Annotated in this window: 19 protein-coding genes and 1 pseudogene; all 20 read left to right on the top strand. The window is 47.3% G+C overall.

Going from position 1 to position 18,380, the window contains the following annotated elements; translation table 11 throughout:
* The first annotated feature begins 6 nt into the window (after window positions 1-6).
* Entirely contained in the window at window positions 7-783 is a 777-nt protein-coding gene (locus AC3G2T_RS27030; protein WP_488437546.1) for a DNA and RNA helicase, read from the top strand.
* 20 nt (window positions 784-803) lie between these two features.
* Window positions 804-1,136 (top strand): hypothetical protein, encoded by a 333-nt coding sequence (locus AC3G2T_RS27035; RefSeq protein ID WP_474683643.1) that lies wholly within the window; start codon window positions 804-806, stop codon window positions 1,134-1,136.
* A gap of 76 nt (window positions 1,137-1,212) precedes the next feature.
* Complete coding sequence (locus AC3G2T_RS27040) at window positions 1,213-1,842, top strand: hypothetical protein (RefSeq protein ID WP_474683644.1); 630 nt, start codon at window positions 1,213-1,215, stop codon at window positions 1,840-1,842.
* 22 nt (window positions 1,843-1,864) lie between these two features.
* Complete coding sequence (locus AC3G2T_RS27045) at window positions 1,865-2,389, top strand: hypothetical protein (RefSeq protein ID WP_474683645.1); 525 nt, start codon at window positions 1,865-1,867, stop codon at window positions 2,387-2,389.
* Between the two features lie 27 nt (window positions 2,390-2,416).
* Complete coding sequence (locus AC3G2T_RS27050) at window positions 2,417-5,188, top strand: C40 family peptidase (protein WP_488437532.1); 2,772 nt, start codon at window positions 2,417-2,419, stop codon at window positions 5,186-5,188.
* A 55-nt stretch (window positions 5,189-5,243) separates the two neighbouring features.
* Window positions 5,244-5,888 carry a hypothetical protein gene (locus AC3G2T_RS27055; protein WP_474683647.1) on the top strand — a complete coding sequence of 215 codons (645 nt, stop codon included), beginning with the start codon at window positions 5,244-5,246 and terminating at the stop codon, window positions 5,886-5,888.
* 172 nt (window positions 5,889-6,060) lie between these two features.
* Entirely contained in the window at window positions 6,061-7,533 is a 1,473-nt protein-coding gene (locus tag AC3G2T_RS27060) for a phage baseplate assembly protein V (protein ID WP_488437533.1), read from the top strand.
* Between the two features lie 15 nt (window positions 7,534-7,548).
* Window positions 7,549-9,324: a PAAR-like protein gene (locus tag AC3G2T_RS27065; protein WP_488437534.1), complete on the top strand. Its 1,776-nt coding sequence runs from the start codon at window positions 7,549-7,551 to the stop codon at window positions 9,322-9,324.
* A gap of 18 nt (window positions 9,325-9,342) precedes the next feature.
* Window positions 9,343-9,927, top strand: a complete 585-nt coding sequence (locus AC3G2T_RS27070; protein ID WP_488437535.1) for a DL-endopeptidase inhibitor IseA family protein — start codon at window positions 9,343-9,345, stop codon at window positions 9,925-9,927.
* A 27-nt stretch (window positions 9,928-9,954) separates the two neighbouring features.
* Window positions 9,955-11,157, top strand: a complete 1,203-nt coding sequence (locus tag AC3G2T_RS27075) for a hypothetical protein (RefSeq protein WP_488437536.1) — start codon at window positions 9,955-9,957, stop codon at window positions 11,155-11,157.
* Entirely contained in the window at window positions 11,158-12,393 is a 1,236-nt protein-coding gene (locus tag AC3G2T_RS27080; RefSeq protein ID WP_488437537.1) for a hypothetical protein, read from the top strand.
* A 33-nt stretch (window positions 12,394-12,426) separates the two neighbouring features.
* The gene (locus AC3G2T_RS27085) at window positions 12,427-13,254 is read left to right on the top strand and encodes a hypothetical protein (protein ID WP_474683655.1); all 828 of its coding nucleotides are present in this window, start codon (window positions 12,427-12,429) and stop codon (window positions 13,252-13,254) included.
* Window positions 13,255-13,707: 453 nt separating this feature from the next.
* Window positions 13,708-13,857 carry a hypothetical protein gene (locus AC3G2T_RS27090; protein ID WP_474683656.1) on the top strand — a complete coding sequence of 50 codons (150 nt, stop codon included), beginning with the start codon at window positions 13,708-13,710 and terminating at the stop codon, window positions 13,855-13,857.
* Window positions 13,858-13,896: 39 nt separating this feature from the next.
* Window positions 13,897-14,112 (top strand): hypothetical protein, encoded by a 216-nt coding sequence (locus AC3G2T_RS27095; RefSeq protein ID WP_488437538.1) that lies wholly within the window; start codon window positions 13,897-13,899, stop codon window positions 14,110-14,112.
* 3 nt (window positions 14,113-14,115) lie between these two features.
* On the top strand, window positions 14,116-14,706 hold the full coding sequence (locus AC3G2T_RS27100; RefSeq protein WP_488437539.1) for a hypothetical protein: 591 nt from the start codon (window positions 14,116-14,118) through the stop codon (window positions 14,704-14,706).
* Window positions 14,703-16,115, top strand: coding sequence for a phage tail protein (locus AC3G2T_RS27105; protein WP_474683659.1), 1,413 nt, complete (start codon window positions 14,703-14,705; stop codon window positions 16,113-16,115). The genes AC3G2T_RS27100 and AC3G2T_RS27105 overlap by 4 nt, the downstream gene beginning before the upstream one ends.
* Window positions 16,116-16,132: 17 nt before the next feature.
* Window positions 16,133-16,756 carry a hypothetical protein gene (locus AC3G2T_RS27110; RefSeq protein ID WP_488437540.1) on the top strand — a complete coding sequence of 208 codons (624 nt, stop codon included), beginning with the start codon at window positions 16,133-16,135 and terminating at the stop codon, window positions 16,754-16,756.
* Window positions 16,753-17,280 (top strand): hypothetical protein, encoded by a 528-nt coding sequence (locus AC3G2T_RS27115; protein ID WP_474683661.1) that lies wholly within the window; start codon window positions 16,753-16,755, stop codon window positions 17,278-17,280. Before AC3G2T_RS27110 ends, AC3G2T_RS27115 begins: the two co-directional genes overlap by 4 nt.
* Complete coding sequence (locus tag AC3G2T_RS27120; RefSeq protein ID WP_488437541.1) at window positions 17,280-17,729, top strand: DUF4280 domain-containing protein; 450 nt, start codon at window positions 17,280-17,282, stop codon at window positions 17,727-17,729. The genes AC3G2T_RS27115 and AC3G2T_RS27120 overlap by 1 nt, the downstream gene beginning before the upstream one ends.
* Window positions 17,730-17,749: 20 nt before the next feature.
* A pseudogene (locus AC3G2T_RS27125) lies at window positions 17,750-18,380 on the top strand (hypothetical protein); the annotation flags it as partial.

The following is an 18,380-nucleotide window of genomic DNA, read 5'->3' on the forward strand; positions in this document are numbered from 1 at the left end:
ATGGCATTGTTTGCGAACGTCCAACCGAATTTTCATAAAGGCCGGATATTGAAACGGGAAATGCTCGAAAGCCTGCGGGATTTTCCGAGGCGCTTTGCGGACCTGTCCTTCCGGGCATACTCGGACGGTATTATTGCGGGAGCGGACGTGACGGTAGAGGCGGAGACTCTCACGGTATCCGCCGGCATCGTCAAGCACGGCGGCCGGTTGTATATGCTGGAAGAGGATTTCCAGCTTCCATACCGCGCGACGGGCCGGGAGGCCGTGCTGAAAATCCGCTTCGCGGCAGGCGAGGAGCAGCCGGATTTCAGCGTGTACGGCGCGGAGATCGTGCTGGACGACGAGCCTGCGGCGAGCGGCAGCGAGCTGGAACTGGGCCGCTTCAAGTTAAAGGAAGGGGCGAGGCTGCGCTCGGAATATCAAAGCTTCGCGGACTTCGCCACGGAGTATAACACGTGGAACATCATTCACGTCGCTTACGCGGGAATTGGCGAGCGCAGCATAAGCCCGGCGTTGATGCGGTATTTTGCCGCCGAGCTGCTGGAGCGGGGCAGCTCCCACATGTACGACATCGCGTTTGCGATGCAGTGCATGAACCGGGAGCCCCTGGAGCGGGAGCTGATTTTGCGCTATTTGGCCGCCAGGCTGGGAACGGGCTACAAGCCCTGCGACAACGGACAAATTCATAGACATTTGACGCGTATATTGAGCGAGGCCCACGGCGACAGCCGGGCCAAAGCGGATTTCCGGCACAGCGGCCCGCGGCGGATGATTGTGGATTAATGTATAGGCAGGTGGAAGCAATGATAATTTGGAAAGGCGCCGGAATACTGGTAATCCCTATCGTCGTTGTGGTTGTCGCGCTTTTTACGATAACAGCAAAGGGGTTTGCGGATAATTCTACGGCTTCAACATTAACCGACATTTTTTTGGGTATAGGTCTCATTTTGTCAGCGCCTCCCATATGGTATGCAGGAAAATATTTTAACCGGTATCGGGATCATGTCTATCTGGATAGTCGAACCGGAAGACAGGTACGGTTAGGCGTGCAGCATAGCTTGTTCTTTATACCGATGGAATATTGGTCCGTTGCTGCGATTTTGTTGGGTATAAGTGAGTTTTTTGTAGATAAATAAGAACAACTTGTCAGGTATCCGTTATTTGACAGGTGCTCGACCGACGTTTTTGGGTGCAGATGAAAGGAGTGACTGGATGACCAGACAAGAAGCGTTGCAGCATTTTTATGACACTTACGTCCAACCCGCTTACGAGGAGCAGTTGGATGAACTTGAACGCTATTTTAACACCTGCAAGGATGATTTGGCTGAACCGTTCATTCAGTCTTTTCGCGGGATCTGCATCCTCATACATAAGAAACAAGCTGCTGGAGAAAAGGGCAAAATCGGGTACATCACGTACTCCATGCGCCGCACTTATATATTGGAAAAAAAATACGAGCATCCCATTCATGCCTATGACCGGGATTGGTTTTTTGATACCCGGCCTTGCCGGGCAGTCTACGATTCCAGTTGGATTTTCGGACGGTTGGAACAAATGGAATCCGAGTGGAAGACGAAAAGTCGTCTTTATATGAACAAAATTTGGGAGACTGACATCGAGCGAATCAAGTTTCAAAAAGCGGCCGAAATGACGCGTTATATCACTCGTTTGGCGCAATATGCGCTGCCGCTTGCCGTACAATTGCCGGAATTTCTAAATATTGCGTGCGAAGACGATCTGGAAGTGTACACAGGCGAACATAAAGGAAGGATGGACTTGATTTACAGCAAGTCCGGCGGTGAAGAGAGCGCCAAGATTTTGCGCTACTGCGAGATTTTGTAATGTACCTCACGGGGGTTGACATATGGACTATTATCTTTTGTCCCAGGATAAGCGAATAGGGGACTATGCGGGGCCGATCGGTTTGTCCTCCATTTTTACCCGGAAAAGAATGACCTATTGTGAGCACCTCCTCGCCTTGGAGGAGGATGTTCTGCAATTTGATATACGCGGTGCGGATGAATACCCCGATTATATAGAATGCCCCGTCCCGCTGGTGTCGGATCGCCTCCAAGCAGTGCTGGCCTGTTGCGAAAAACGGATTGTATATAAATTGGTCATTTTAACTGACCCGAAGCGATCCAAACAAACGAAATACTGGTTTGCGGCGCCTGAAGCGATCCCTTGCCTTGCGCAGGAGACGCAGTGGCATCATAACGGCACTGTCAAAAAGCTGATTCTGGACCCATCCCTGATCGTGCGTTATAAAGCGTTTCAAATTGCCGGTGTGATGGAACCTTATTTTGTCATTGATGAAGATATCGCCGAGTATGTCTTGAGGTTGGAGCCGCTTGGTGTGCATTTGATACGAATAGAGTTGAACGGTTGAGCCAAGCATCGGAAGGGAGGCGTTCAGGTGCAGCAGTTGGAACAAGCTGTGACTTACGGCAATTTGAAAATCATAGGTCCTTACCAAATAACAAAATGGTCGGATTTGCAAATAACGAAAACTATCAACACACACGGAAGCATCCGTTTGACGGCTCAAATTTCGGAAGAGCAGCAGAAGAACTATGCGCATATCGCACAAGCCGGAACGGAACTGGCCGTGTACGAAATGAACGGGGACCAGGAGGTGGTGCGTTGTCTTTTCAAAGGCCTAGCGACACACATTACGGTTACATGTGAGAGCGATAGTTACTTGATGCAAGTTGAAGGTTTATCGTATACGTATTTGCTGGATAAAACCCCTCAAAGCCGTTCTTTTCAAAACAGCCAAATGACATATGCCGATGTGGCGAGGAAAGTGATTGTGAGGTACAACGGCTCTCATTGTAGCGATCGGACGAACGGGGAAAAGTTGGGGAGATTGCTGCTGCAGTACGAGGAAACCGACTGGGAGTTTCTGAAAAGGGCGGCTTCCCGCCTGCAAACGGGTTTGGTAGCGGACACGACTGCTGACAAGCCCCGATTTAGTTTTGGCATTACTCGGGGGGGGAGGGCCGGCGAGCTGGAAGGTATTAATTTTACGGCAAGCCAGCATCCTGCGTGGCGAGGTTTGACGATCTACGAAGTGGAGGAAACCCGGTATCTGGATATTGGCGATGAGGTCAAGTTCCTGAATCTGCCGCTCATAGTGACGCGATCAATCGCAACCATGAAGAAAGGCTTCCTGAAATATGACTATATCCTCATGCCCGAAGCGGGATTAACCTGTAAAATCATGGATAATTGTCGGCTGATTGGCGGCTCTATCGAAGGCAGAGTCATTGATGTAAGGGGAGAGCATGTCAGACTTTACTTGAGTGTGGACAAAGTCGAGCAGCCGAGGGAGGAAGCCGTATGGTTCCCGTATTCGACGTATTATACGGGAGGCGGAACCATAGGCTGGCACTGCATGCCCGAGCTGGGCGATGCCGTGAACTTGTATTTTCCCGGTTCGAAGGAGGAAGAGGCGGTCGTTAAGCATTCTATCCGGCAGCGGCCGCGGAAAGGCAGCGGCGACAGGATCAGCGATCCGGATACGAAGTACTTCAGCACCCGGACGAAGAAGGAGATGCGTTTCGGCAACGAGGCCATGGCCCTATCAACGAACAACGATGCAATGCTTGTCCGATTGGATCAAGCAACAGGGGTAGAGATCACTAGTCAGGGAAATATCACCTTCAACGCGGACGTGGACTTGGTCATGCATGGAGGCAACGTTCGCATATCGGCGGCGAACGAAATCAACGGGAACAGCAGGGCTAGCTACCTGCGCTTGGACGGAGGGTGGGGAGAAAGCCATTACAAAGCGTCGACCGTTCGATTGCTGCCGTTATCCCAAGCGGAATATCAAGCCTATTTGTCGCTGGAAGATGAGATGAATAAAGGAGAGATCTATCCTCCATGGGCGAAACCACTACTGCAGCAGTATAAAATCGCGTACTACCAGGCTCAGGCGGAAGGGGATCAGGCCGGTATGAAAGCGGCGGAAGAGAAGGCGCGGGGCGTTCGCGAAAAGCTGGCCGAGGACAACAGCATGCCTGAGTGGGCACGCAACCAAATGAACGATTTCACGAACAAGTGGTACGCGGCGGACGCAGAGGGGAAGAACGCAGACAAAGATTACTATCAAGGATTAGCCAACTCCCTGCGGGACAAAGTCAAGTACATCGGCATGATGCGCGATTGCACGGCAGACTCCTACAAGGACGCGAATCGGCTGGAAGAGCTGTCGGATCAATATTGGACGTTAAAGAAAAGCTTGATGAAGGACCCGGAAACGGAACGGCAGTTGGAAGCATTCTCGCAGGAAGCCGACCGGATCAGAGATCAATATGGCATGAGCGACCGCGGCGCAAGGGAAAACCTGAATAAGCTGGCGGCGATGTATCCGAATGATTTCAAATACAACCTGCCGGTCAATGAGGACAAGTATGACAGCGAGTTGAACGAGAGCCTGTATGACTTTGCAGTGAAGTATGGTTTGGTCGGAACGTACACTTCGCTGGAGCTTTTGAAAATGCATGTGCATCAGGTAGCGAACGGCATTGCGCCCTGGCCGAAGAAGGCGGAGGAGCGGAAGGAAGCAAAGAGTTCCGATAGCTTGGCGAATCAAGGAACGGGGAGCGGCGTTAGTGAGCCAAAGCACTGGAGAGAGAAAGTGGTTGAAGAGGCGAAAAGTTGGGAAGGGCAAATACCTTATGTTCTAACTGCGTTAGCTCATACTCAAAAATTAGATCATGAAAACCCCCCGCCATATCTTGATTGTTCAGCCTTTTCATCATCCGTTTATATGACTGTTTTTGGTTCGAATTTAGATATTGGAAGAGATACATTAGCTCAGATAACTAGAGGCAGTGAGGAAAGCAAAGTCAAAGATCAGGTAAAGCAAGGTGATTTTAGTGGCCTTAAAGTAGGAGATCTGATTTTTTTTGATTGGTTTAATAAAGGGAGACCTGTTCATGTAGGGATTTATGTTGGAGACGATTACTTCATTAGTGAACGGGGAGATAACGAGAGTGTTACAAACATAGACCCCAATCAACACGTAAAGAAAGACAAATTGAATGCAAACTGGGGCGATGGATATGGTTTTATCAACACAAAGGTCTGCGCTGTAAACAGAATCATTCAAGATGATGGAACGATCTTAAATCAACGAAATGCAGGTAAGGTTCCTTTGTACGGTTTTGATAATAATTAAACTAAAAGATATGTTTAGGCGGCATTAAGGTTAATTTAATGGAGAGTGGTCGTGGGTGGCTATTAAAAAATGGCAGTATATATTATTTATTGGAGTGGCAGTAGCTGCCCTGATCCTTATTTTTACTTTATATGAATTTAAAAATGCCGGAATAGAGCATCGTGCCACTGTACTGGTCCAGAGCCCGAGTCCGGATGGAAATGATAAGCAGATATCAGAGAAAAGTGACATAACACCTGCCGATAAACAAGAAACGAACTCGCAGGCAACAACGCTTAACTATAAAAACATGAAATATGCTTATTCTATCGATTTCCCTGATGATTGGAAAGGTAAGTTTACTCTTATTGAAGATGATCAAAGGACTATTTTTTATTATTTACCTATAAATAAATCGTTAGAAAAAGAATTTTTATTTGGGATATCACGGTGGGGCACAGAAAAAGAATGGAATGAGTGGTCGAGTACAACGGGGAAAGATGGAGGATACCCATTTAGGAAAATAGGAGTAATCGACAATTATGTATTTGTTGTAGAATCACCTACAGGGTTTCCATATGATATTCAAATTGCAGAAAAAAAAGATGACGCAGAACAGTTTGAAAAGATGATTCGTGAAAAAAGCAATATCATGAAAACATTTAAAAAGATAAGCATCACAAATGAAAATCCGATAAAAGGTTCTCACGCAGCTGAATGAATCGATCCCCGAACTATTTAAGTCGGGAACATGTACTCAATGGCGGATACTATTTTCCTCTACTTGGTAATATCCGATTATTCGTATATTTACTCGCAAACCGACGAGTATAGCAAGGCAACCGTTAACTGAATTTTGGAAATAACGCCAAACCTCAAAGGAGCGATCCGAAATGAGCCATAATATGCCAGTCATCAGATATAACGGAGAAGAGCTCGTGATATATGAGATCAAAACCATAAAAATTGTGAAACACATGAACCGGCACGCCAGAGCGTATTTTAGCGGAACGTTAACGTTGGAGAACAAAGACAAGTTCGTTAACAACATAAATTCGGAAAGCTTGCTGGAAATCGGTTATTACGAAGCGGGTGCGAGTGTTGAAAGCAATGAGAACAAGTCCCCTATGCTGTTTTCAGGTACGATCAGCAAGCTGAGCGTTCGAGCCTCGCAGAATAATTATACCCTTACGGTATCTGCGGTGTCGCTTAGCTATCAATTGGATATTAAGCCTCGAAGCTGTTCGTTCCAAAATCTCAAGATGACGTACGCGGATTTGTTCCAAAGCGTGCTGGATAACTATAAGAAAGATAGAGATTCGCATCAAGCTCATTATGCGGATGTCGGACACAGCGACAATCTGGAGGGGCAGTGCCTGGAAGAACTTGCTTTGCAATATCACGAAACCGACTGGGCGTTTCTGAAGCGGATGGCTTCCCGATTGGGGGTGGGCTTAATTGTCGGGGCGACCCTGGACAAGCCTTATGTTCATTTTGGCTTGCCGCTGGCCGATTGCATCGACGGAGAGATGACAGCGCATGACTACTCCGTCACCAGAAAGCTGGGCCATTTCAATAACAAAGACGAGGAAGAAAATTTGCTCTACCATAAGGTTCGTACGACGGAAGTGAAGGAGTTTTATACACCTGGAAAAAAAATAAAGCTGATGCTACCGGAATGGGATTTGGATCTTTATGTCTACCAATCGGTCACTACTTTCGAAAGCGACTGGACGCATGATTGCGTGCTGACAAGCAAAAGCGGATTGCTGCAGAAGCGATCGACCAATAAGAGCCTGCAAGGCGTGTCTTTGAAAGGGCGAGTCCTGGAGCTAAAGGAAGACCAGGTAAAGGTGCATTTTGACATGGATGAAACGAAGAAGCCGGAACCGGACAAAATGACCTGGTTTCCTCATGCCACAATGTATACGTCGGAAGGGAATACGGGCTGGTATTGTATGCCGGAAATCGGCGATTCCGTCCATATATACTTTCCGACGGGTGATGAGAAGAATGGTATCGTGACGCATTCCGTACGTATGAAAAATGCCGGAGGGGATATGATCGCCGACCCCGCAGTGAAAATTTTCATGACCAAGTACCGGAAGGCGATCATTTTCGAGAAAAATGAAATCATAATTACCGGCAACGACAATGAGATGCTGATTCGTTTGATTGATGAAAAGGGCATTGAAATCCGCAGCACGAAGGATATTCGGGTCAAGGCTGACGGCGATCTGATTCTGAACGCGGGCAATACGGTGCAAATTACGGCGAAAGAAACGATCGGGATCGCCAGCAAAACAAGCGTGATCGAGATGGACGGGGAAACCCTCATACGCGGAACCAAGGTGAAAATGAACTAGGCGGGAGGGAGAGCCATGACCAAGGCAACGACAAGAGCGCAGGTGCGGGAACAAAAACCAACGATCGCGCAGCGGATTGCCGATATAAAAAGAGAGCTGAACGCCGGAAAGACGCCGCTGATCGTCACCCATGAGGAGGCGTCGGATGCAGGGGGCGGGGTGAGCGAACGAAGTTATGTAGTGGAAGGGGCTGTGTTGTCCTGCACCTGTGGCAGTGGCACCAGCCAGTTGAAAGCACCTGCGAACCGACAGGTATTCATTAACGACAAAGCTCAGTTAAACGTGGCCGATTCCAAGCCTCATCAGAATGTGCTGTCTTTTGGCAATTGCTCGAGTCTGGATAATCCGACCGTAGCCGAAGCGACCAAAGCCAATAACGGACAGTTACGACCGATGCCTTGTTCACCGATGATCGCGATGGTATGGGCAGGGGGAGAGCAAACGGAGGTTTGGGTTGAACAGGATCAAGCCTTGTTAAGCTGTTGTATAGTAACCTGCATGTATAAGGGCATGATCCGCATAACCGACGATGGCCAAGGACAGACGGTAAACCCGGCGTCGGCACAAGAACAAGCGGAAGCGACGCTATTGCTGAATATGGCCGCCAATGAAATGCTGTTGAATTTGAAAAAAGAATGGAAAAACCCCAGGGACAAAGCGGAGGCACAGGCTGAAGAAATTCGAAAAAAAATGGGAACCGTGACGCTGGAGGATGATCTGAAGGATGTAGAGCGGTTGGTTGGCAATGACAAGATTTTGGAAGCGAAGAAGCTGTATGCCAAGGGAAACATAGTGGAAGCGAAGGAACTGGCGCGCATCGGCCGCAGCATGGGTGGTACGATTACGCTGGATGATGATTTGGAGACGGCTCAGCGAATGGTAGCCAATGAATACCTGTATATGGCCAAATGCAAATGGGAGGAAGCGGACAAAGCAGGGGATAAGGATAAGAAAGCACAGGCGGTGGAATTAGCGCAAGCAGCCCTCAAGCTCGGAGGAACGATCACCGAGGATCACAGTCTTGAAGAAGCCAAGCGGATCGTTGCCTACGAACGGAGCCGGGTTGATTCGAAATACGCCAACAACCAGGGAAGGGCTTGGAACGGATTTTACGATATAAACGAATGGGAGAATGAGGCGCAGTATTTGTACCTGTTGACAAAGCAGGGAGATAACAAATGGGCAAACGACCGGCTGTTTTTTGTAGATAGTATCCTATATGGAAACCGTAAGGAAGCAGAATGGGGTTATGCGGAGTTTAAGCGGGGGAGTGAGGTGAGTCAAGATAGAAGCAACAACAAAATAATAGATCCTGAAATCCTCTCTACAAATGATTTGTCCTTACAACCAGTAAATCAAAATGATTTTAATAAACAGGGTTGTGCGATTGCATCAGTAACAATGGTTTTGAATTATTATGGAGCACAGACCAACTATCGCGAAGTTGAAAAATATGTTGATAGTATGGAAAAGAAAAAATATAATTTAAAGTTTGCGGAGGTTGCTTCATCATTTGGTTTTAGTTATTCAAGGATCGATTGCTCGGAGAAAAATATATTTAGTGTAGTAAAAAATTATATAGATCAGAGAGTACCTGCGATCATTCATCTTAATCTGCCCGATGAATTAACACACTTTGTTGTGGCTGTTGGTTATTCCGGAATCCCAACAAATGCATCTGAGATTCACATCATTGATCCTTACGATGGAGTGCGAACGACGTTAGATCATGCGCAGTACTATGGGCGAGCCCCAATCTCAAATTATAGAATCATGAAAAAGAAAGATTAGTATGAGAGGAGGGGAAATGTGCAGATCAAACATATCTTGCTAATATTTATGGGATTGCTCTTACTAAGCCCTTATGAATCCGTGCAAGGTTTACAAAGTGAAGTGAGCCAACAAGGCGAATCTATGAATATAAGCAGTCATGCGATTAGGCCGCTCGAAGAGAAAGAGGCTGTCGAACTTTATGTACAAGCTCATTCTGCATTTTTAGGATTCTGGTATGGCGATAATGGATGCAGGGATCAGCAAGGGAACGAGTCTGTGATTGTCAAAGGGAAATATTACAGTTATTTTTGTAGCGATATGAATAGTATCGAAAAAATAAAAGCAAAGCTTGGGCAAGTTTTCACGGATCAAATGGTTGGGGAGTTAATCGAATCACACGGTGTGACCATGGTAAATGATAGACTCGCATTCGAAGAAAGCGATATAGGAAGAATGGGTGATTGGAAACGTACGACTGCAGCATTAGTGGCAGATGTTAGAGATAGAAGAATTTTTACTTTTTTGACGCCAATGTTTGAAGAACCGGATGGTTCTGGATCTTCGAATATTATTGAATGCGTCTATGAGAGGGGCACATGGAAATTAAATGTGATCCCATAATTGAATAGCGGGATTGGAGAGGATCTATTGAAAATAGTTGTTATGAGTTTGTTGTTAATATTATTAGGAGCCTGCACGAACGTATCTGATCATCCTGTCTTATCACCTTCCCAGGAAACCATGTCAACCAACGTGCCGCAATTAAATGAGAAGGATCAGACGGAGAATAACGAAAGTATTGTTGTTTCCAGATCTGATCAGGAAATTGAAGTCAGGGATCATAAAGAAGGATCCTTTGTATCCAATTTTTACAATTTCCGCGAATTTGAAGTCATGATCGAAGAAGCCGTTCCTAATCAATTGCAGAACGTAAAGCTTAAACAAGAAGAGTTAGAGAAGGTAAACGCCAGTTGCTTTGCAGGCAATTACTATTCTGAGGGTACGATAGCATTAGGTTTATGTCGATATAAGGATAAGCCGATTCTGCTTTTGATGAAATTATCACAGGAGACTGAGAAAATACCAACTGATCATATCATGTACTATAAATTGCCTGAAGATTTAAGTGATCGCAGCCAACTCATGAGAGTTTCGGGGGCAAAATTTCAAATCATAGATCCCGCGAATCAATACTTTTTGGATATATGGTTTGATGGTCAAAGTAGGACAGATGCTCCCATGGGCTATGTATACAAATCTGCTTTATACAAAGTAAGGCCTTCTACTCCGCTCGAACAATATCATCTATTGTTAGGTTACATCGATCGGGCAAAGAATCCTTTTGCAATGGTTAGAGATGACGCCAACAATGTATACTTACTAGGCATGAGCCGGGCTTTCAGCGAAAAGCATATTCAATTTATAGGTAATTATGGGCAATGGTTAAATATTTCGGGGTACAGCAAGACCATAAATCAGGATACTAAGGCACAAAAAGAACTCGTATATTTGTTTCAAATTGACCAACAAAAGCAATTATTGCGAAAAATTAGTCTTTCAGAGAATAAGGTTATTTATGAGAGGCATATTTCCAGCTTTGGAATTGAAGGCACCATTAGAAAAATAGTGAAAAATTCCAATGGCCAGTTTCTGCATCTCCTTGCCAAGCAGAAAGACAGGTACGTCTTATACACCATCAAAGAGGAAGATTGGTCTCATTTTAATAGTGTGGAATTAACAGGTAATGTAGATGACCTTTGGGTTTATGAAAGTAAGGGGCACACAAACAGAGTGATTTTATTCCAACCCTATAACAAAGTCCCGTTTATTCTGAATGGAGGAGTGAAGTAGATGATCAAATGGAAAGAACCGAAGTTTGAAGATAGTCCCATGCTAAAAAAATTGGCCGCGGCGAACGCTCGTAGAAAAGCGGAAGAGTACGATTATGAGGAAGAGCAGAAGGAACTAGGCATCACTTACCCGGATTGGGCGAAGGAATGGATCAAGAAATACAAGGAAGCTTGGTATATCGCTGAAGCAAGCGGAGATCAGGTAAGTATGAATCAGGCAAGGGCATTGGCTAACGGCCTTAGAGAGAAACTGAAACAGATGGCCGAAATGCCGGAATGGGCACAGCAACAAATGCAGAAAGAGACGCAGCGGTGGATGGAAGCGAACGAGGTAGGAAATGTAAAGGTCATGCGGGCAGCAGGTGAAGCGGGACAGGGAATCCGGGACAAGTTGATAGAAATAGATAGAATCAAGCAAAAGTCTCCGGAAGATGCGAAAACGTTGAACGATTTAACGGCGAAGTGGTATGCCGCGAATGATAAATGGATCGTAGAAGGAAAGGATTTCAGCCAGATGGCTGAGAGAGAGGCTATTATTAAGTCGGCGAAAATGCAGTATAGCAAGGACGCTAAGGATATAATAACGAAAAATACGACGCCTCAGAAACAAGAATTTGCTTCGGAAAATCAGATTAAGCAAACACAACAAGCACAGCATGCTGACATTGCAAGTAAAGGCGAAAGTATTGGCGAAACACTCTACGGTAATGTGGATGTTTCTGGAGTGGGAAATAAGGTAGAATCAAAAAACGATTTAATGAATCTTGAAGAAAAAGATATACTAGCACGAACAATTTTTGGAGAATGTTGCAGCGGTGAAACCGATTTTGGTCAGGAATCTGTTGCGTGGACTATTATTAATAGAAAGATGTCAGGAACACAAACATACAAAGAAGTAGTTTTAGCACCGGGACAATACGCAGCTGTAACGGGGGGAGCCGTTGATACTAATTTAGCGAGAGATCCACTTAAAAAATCTGGAAATTTGAATGCATGGAAAAAAGCAGTTTTTATCGCAAGCTTAATAATAGATGGAAGAACGAATGAAATTCCTAATAAAATTGGTGCAGGAATGTACTTTAGAACTTCTAGTTGGTTTAATCCTGTTCCTGACCCTAAGCATGTTCGAATCTTAGATAATGGTCAGGTTCAGTTATTAGCAGATGGAAAGTGGAATAGCATTAAAGATATTAAGACTTTTGGTGATAACACCTATTTTAATTATGATAGTCAATGAATTTAATTTCGAACTTCAAATTCGGGGTGCAGAATGAAAAGAGTATGCAAAATTATCTTTATCATTTTCTCAGGGGTAGCAATTTTAATAATAAATGCGGCATGTAATAAGAATATTACTTCCCCCGTCATGACAGAAAATGATTCACAAAAACAAACTAATCGAGAGTCTATTTCGCAAGACAGTAACGTTCAAGAAAGTGATCCGTTTTTGGAAGTTATTCGTACAGCTATTAATGACGATATTTGGTATAAAGGGAAGTATTCGTACTTTAGTGCTTTTGAAAATCAGATTACTCCAATTTCCATATATCAAAGTTCCGTAGGCAATAAGGATATGATGGTTTTATTCGAACAGCCTACAACAACTAAAGTTTATGTGGCAGTAGAATTTTGGTCATCCAAGAAAGGCTACACTAATGAAATCACTAATTTCAGATTAGCTCCAAACACAGAGCAACTTAAATCTCTCGTTGAGAAAGAAAAGTACCAGTTAGTAAAAACCACTCAATTAAAGATAAAAAATGCTTATCAACCTGAATACCCGGCTTTGACTTCTGAGAGAAAAAGGGTTATTGAAGCCATCGAACGGTCAATCGTGGATGAGCTAAAGGACGATAGTATATACCCTAAAGGTGTATACAAGTATTACATTCGAAATTATCGGGATATAGATTATGAAACGAAAGTGGTAATTGAAGGGAATGGGATAACATGGAAAATCAATGCAAGTGTAGAGAGCAGCACCCAGAGTGGTCTAGTGGGTAAACTGTATGAGATCAATAATTCCGAAGCAGAGTTATATGAGATAAATCAATTTAAAAAGGCAGCTGTTGCAACTAAAGAAATTAGTAACAAATAAGAATATAATAGTAAAATTAGAAAATAATGTCATTTAAAGAAGGTAGACTGTAACCAATATCCGTAGAAGCGAGAATGAGAAGTTCAGTATGTACGAACCATAAGAAAATACTAGTTTCATATTGCTACTTTGTTTTTTGATTGTATTCAGTTCATGCAATGTATCAAATAAAACCAAGGACAAAGGGGGGATTTTGAGAAAACAGGCAGCGGATTCAAACTTCGAGTTCTTATGGAACTCTAATAACTAAGTCCCTTTTAGGGAGGTCGAATTTGTGCTCATATTTTTTAAAACAGGAGGCAGTACAATGAATGTGTTTTTGGTAGCCAAGGTTGCATGCTTCGTAGCCGGACGCCCGTTTTAAGAAAGCGCGAAGAACTGGTGCTAAAGCTTAGTCGGGGCATTTAGCTGTTCAGTTATTTAGGGCTGTGTCTCGGTATCAGTGTATTGGTCATGCAGATGTTGGTGGAGAACGAACCGGAAGATGCGGCGTTCATGCTGCTGATCGGGGTCATATGTACGGCGCTTTACTTTATTTTGACCGTACATGTCACTTTTCCTAAGGTTATCGTCTCGGAAAAGGCGCTGAATGCCTATCGTTGATACGGTGTACGAACCACAGAACTGCAAGAGATTGCGGAAGTGGGCTACAGCCGTTTCTTCGGAGGGCGGTTTATTGTGAAGGGCGCCGGAAGAAGCCTGGCTGCGCCTGTCGATCTCGTAGACATGGAAGAGGCGATTGCGCTGCTGCGCGAAAGGATAGGTACGGATGCGTGCCAGCAAGCTACAGCATTTTTTGAAAAGCGCAAGCGGCAGTTGATTCGAAGGGGCTGGAAACCGCCCGGGGAAGGAGTATGATGTATGGAATATGCCGATGAGAAAATACTGGCGTTTCTTCATGAAGCGGAAAAAAGCAAGCAGTCAAGCGACATTCGTTCAGGCCCAGTACGCGTAGGGAACCGGTATTACGAATTCGAAGAGCAGGCGTTTTTTGACGAGAAGCTTAAGGTTTATTTCCCAAAAGATTTCACGGATATGCTCGAAGAGCACAAAAAGCTGAAATATCCGTACGAGCAGCGTCCGCAAATCATCAAAAGTGATGAGACCGGAGCTATTAATTTTACGCTTAGCCGGATCGATCAGGGGCTGGAGGACGAGTGGGTCAAGGAATTGGCGGACGGCATGAAGGCGATCATCAAAAAAGCCAACCCGTCGCATGTATTTTACGAGGACGGGATTGAAGATGCCGGCGGCAAGCCGGTCGGATACTTCGACTTCAAAGGCGCAGCGCTGGATGGATCTATTTACTACATCATGTTTTTCCTGGAGTTTGAAGGGAAGACGGTCATGGGTACATTTTGCTGCAAATATACGGATTACGCCGATTGGCGGGATGTGGCGTTCCAGGTAATCCGTTCCATTAGAGTGGTCAAGGAGGAGGAGTCGGCATGAGTGAACCGGTGTATACATACGCGGATATCGTCATTGCGCCGTATGAGTTCGAGAGCTTGTTGGAATTCCATCTCGTTCAGGAAGCGGGGGCGCATGCCCGACTGATGCTCAGCGGCATCGTTCCCGAGGAGAAGCTTGATCAGTATGTCGAACGGGCCGACGTGCAGGAGACGCTCCAGGTGGCGGTGCGCGACGGGCAGCGGCAGCGAATGCTGTTTCAGGGGATCGTAGCGAACCTGACGGTACAAGCGATCCGCGGGGTCAGAAGGCTGACGGTGGAAGCGTACAGCGCGACCGTGCTGATGGATATCAAGAAGAGAACCCGATCGTTCCAGAACGGACAGTTATCTTATCGCGAGCTCTTTGAGCGTTTGACCGCAGGGTATCCGCAATCGGATGTGTCGGACGGGGCTTCGCAGGGGAAAAGCATCGGCGGACTGCTGGTGCAGTATCAGGAAACGGATTGGCAGTTTGCCCGGCGCCTGGCGTCCCATTTCCATGCTCCGCTGGTGCCGATGTGTACGCAGGACGGCGTGAAAATGTCGGTGGGCTTGCCGGATCAAGGCGAACCGCAAAAGCTGGAAGCTTATAACTATTCCATCAAAAAGGATTTGAAAAGCCACCAGTTGAAATCCGCAAACGGTATGCCGGAGTTGAACGAGCAGAACAGCATCAGTTATGAAGTGACCAGCGGCAAACTGCTGGAGCTGGGCGGCGCTGTGCAGTTTCAGCATCGGACACTGTACGTATTCAGGTCGGAAACGGCGCTGGAAGGGGGCATTGTAACGAACCGCTATGTGCTGAAGGATCGGGAGGGGCTGCAGGTCCCGGTGGAATACCGTTATGCACTGGCCGGAGTTTCCCTGTTCGGTAAAATTGCGGGTGTAGCCAAGGATCAGGTCAAGGTGAACCTGCACATCGACGGAGGACAACCGGCAGGGGGAGGATTATGGTTTGCCTATTCGACGGTGTATTCGTCGCCGGACGGAAGCGGCTGGTATTGCATGCCGGAAGTCGGGGACGAGGTGCGGTTGTATTTTCCGGATGAGCAGGAAAAGCATGCGTTTGCCGCCAGCTCCGTGGATGTTGCCTCCTCGAATCCTGAAAAACGGGGGAACCCGGCCGTGAAAAGCATCAGCACCAAATACGGCAAGCAAATCGTCTTTCAGCCGGGTTCGGTAGAAATCATCGGCAGCGGCAAGTTGTTAATGCGCCTGACGGATGACGGGGGCATTGAAATCAACAGCGACAAAAAAATCGTCTTAACCGCCGAAGACGATATCGAAATTAACGGAGGGGCCAAGGTGTTGATTCAGGGGGAAGGCGGCGTAGATCTGAAACAAGCGGATGCCAGCCTGCGGATTAACGATCAAGTCACGATCAGCGGAGGCAAGGTCAATATCGTATGAGCCGGAGGTGAGCCGGAATGGATAAGCAAGCGGCGTTGGACGATTTTCTGAAGAAGCATGTTTTTGACAAGTGGCTGGAGGATCTGATTCCGATTCATCATGCGCTGAACGAGCAGCGGGCGGGCATCGAACAGAGCTTCGGTCAAGCATTCGAGACGTTGTGGACGCAAGCTTCCCGGCTCCAGGCTGAGGGCATAAAGGGAGACATTCACTATGTGTATATCTCTTTGCTGCGGACAGGCATTATGGAGGGAAAGGCTTTGTATCGGGTGGACGCCTACGATCAGAACTGGTTCGCGGACCCGATGGAATGCATGTCGACGTGGCGCGCGGATGTGATATTCGAGCCGCTGTTTCGCCGGATGGCCGAGCTGGAAAAGGCGAAAACTGCGTATGCGAGAAAAGTAACTTCCATGGATATCGATAGAATCCAGCAAATCGAAGCGGTGAAATACCATCTGCTGGCTGTCGAATTTATGAAAAAGATGGTGCCGGTGCTGCTGGATAGCAGTGCCTATGCGCGGGTGGCAAAGTCTCCGGGCATTCGCTGGATGGCGGGCGAATTTCGGGATCAAAGCGAATTGCTGGTTGAGGGGAATCGACCGGTAAGCGGCGGAAACAATGGAGCGGATCACGGATGAGGGAATATTTTGTACTCAAGCAGGACGAGCGGGTGACGGATGCGCCGGTGCTCCTGGATGTGAGAAAGCAGGTGGACACGCGGGACATTCATCGGACTAGCGCTCATAAAATCGCGGACACGATGATTTTTCAGGTACAAGCGGAGAGGGAAAGCGAGTTTTCGGATGTGCTGGACCGGCAGCTCTACCTGATTTCCGAACGGCTAAAACGGCTCGTCGAAGCGTATGCGCCCGACACTTTGTTCAAGCTGACCCCGCTGGTGGACTTGAGGCATCGCCGTCAGCGGAACTATTATTTGCCGATCTTTGAAGAAGTGGAGGCGCTAAGTCCCTTCAGCGTGCGTGCCGGCGACGGCAGCGTGATCAAAAAGCCCGTGCTGCAAGCGGAGCGGATGGCGGGCAAAAAGATCGTGCGGATTCAAGAAAGCGGCAAGCCGCTGATCGTCGTTCGGCTGGATGTGGCGGAAAGTATTTTACGGCGGGATTTTCAGGGTGTACGGCTGGAACGGGTGGCGGTGGAGTAATGGACAGCGGTGGGGCTGAGCTGAATGACAAGTCTGAGGAGGAAGATCAGATGCCGGAGGGCGAGTACTACGTAGTCAGAGGCGCCAAAATGGGGTGCAATTGCGGGAGCCACAAGCGGCGGATTAATTTACCGAAAAGTCATGGGTCGTACGTGAACGAAAAACCGATGATGAATGAATCGGATTACCAGTTCCCGGCGAACGTCCCGTATTTCGGGATATGCAACAGCCCCTCGAATCCGAGCGGAGAAACGATTTATTTGATCGCCGAGGACAAGCCGGAGACGATTAGCGGCAAACCGTGCTGCCCGGTCTTAATGGAAAAATGGGCGAAGACGAAGGAAACGGCGCTCGTGGAGGGCAAGCCGGCGTTGACGACGGAATCGCTGCTGATCTGCGGTCATCAAGGGACCATTCGGTTTTTCAGCAACGGTCAGCATGACGGGTAAGAGAATCGGAGGTGGGGGAAGTGGCGGGTTTTGAACAAATCAGGGTAAAAACGGCGTACCCGATTCACCGGCTGGAGGATGTGCAGATCGAGTGGAAACCGGGGGAGCACGGACGGCTGACCGTGTGCGGAATCGTAGATGAGGCTGTCAACGTAAACGCAGCGCAGCAAGCATCGGCAAGCGATGAGATCCATGTCTACGAGTACGACGGCCAGCGGGAAACGACGCTGTTCAAAGGTTTTGTAAGCGCAGTGAACATGACGCATGCCAACGGCATATACGGCATCGAACTGGAAGGGCTGTCCGGTTCGCATAGGCTGGATGTCGCCAAGCGGCGGCGAACGTTTCAGGATGTGTCGATGGACTATCCGGCGCTCATCCAGGAGCTTTTGCAAGCCTATCCGCAGCAGGATGTGCTGTACAGTGTGGCCCAAGGCGCAGCGATCGGAGCGCCGGTGATCCAGTACGAGGAGACGGACTGGGAGCTGCTGAAGCGTCTGGCAAGCCAATTCCAAAGCGTCGTCGTCTGTGATATCTTGGAAGCAAGGCCCAAGCTGTTTTTTGGCATGCCGCAAGGGAAAAGCGTCAGTCTGCCGGAGGATACGCCGTATAAGGCGGGTAAGGACCTGCTGGCTTTTCAGCGGGCCGGCG

The organism is Paenibacillus sp. sgz302191 (assembly GCF_057749925.1).

Bases quoted from the DNA above. Each gene is read 5' to 3' on its own strand.
- AC3G2T_RS27065 (WP_488437534.1), top strand. From the start codon at position 7,549: ATGACCAAGGCAACGACAAGAGCGCAGGTGCGGGAACAAAAACCAACG.
- AC3G2T_RS27115 (WP_474683661.1), top strand. From the start codon at position 16,753: ATGAGGGAATATTTTGTACTCAAGCAGGACGAGCGGGTGACGGATGCG.
- AC3G2T_RS27100 (WP_488437539.1), top strand. From the start codon at position 14,116: ATGGAATATGCCGATGAGAAAATACTGGCGTTTCTTCATGAAGCGGAA.
- AC3G2T_RS27120 (WP_488437541.1), top strand. From the start codon at position 17,280: ATGGACAGCGGTGGGGCTGAGCTGAATGACAAGTCTGAGGAGGAAGAT.
- AC3G2T_RS27045 (WP_474683645.1), top strand. From the start codon at position 1,865: ATGGACTATTATCTTTTGTCCCAGGATAAGCGAATAGGGGACTATGCG.
- AC3G2T_RS27080 (WP_488437537.1), top strand. From the start codon at position 11,158: ATGATCAAATGGAAAGAACCGAAGTTTGAAGATAGTCCCATGCTAAAA.
- AC3G2T_RS27105 (WP_474683659.1), top strand. From the start codon at position 14,703: ATGAGTGAACCGGTGTATACATACGCGGATATCGTCATTGCGCCGTAT.
- AC3G2T_RS27035 (WP_474683643.1), top strand. From the start codon at position 804: ATGATAATTTGGAAAGGCGCCGGAATACTGGTAATCCCTATCGTCGTT.
- AC3G2T_RS27110 (WP_488437540.1), top strand. From the start codon at position 16,133: ATGGATAAGCAAGCGGCGTTGGACGATTTTCTGAAGAAGCATGTTTTT.
- AC3G2T_RS27090 (WP_474683656.1), top strand. From the start codon at position 13,708: ATGCAGATGTTGGTGGAGAACGAACCGGAAGATGCGGCGTTCATGCTG.
- AC3G2T_RS27085 (WP_474683655.1), top strand. From the start codon at position 12,427: ATGAAAAGAGTATGCAAAATTATCTTTATCATTTTCTCAGGGGTAGCA.
- AC3G2T_RS27060 (WP_488437533.1), top strand. From the start codon at position 6,061: ATGAGCCATAATATGCCAGTCATCAGATATAACGGAGAAGAGCTCGTG.
- AC3G2T_RS27040 (WP_474683644.1), top strand. From the start codon at position 1,213: ATGACCAGACAAGAAGCGTTGCAGCATTTTTATGACACTTACGTCCAA.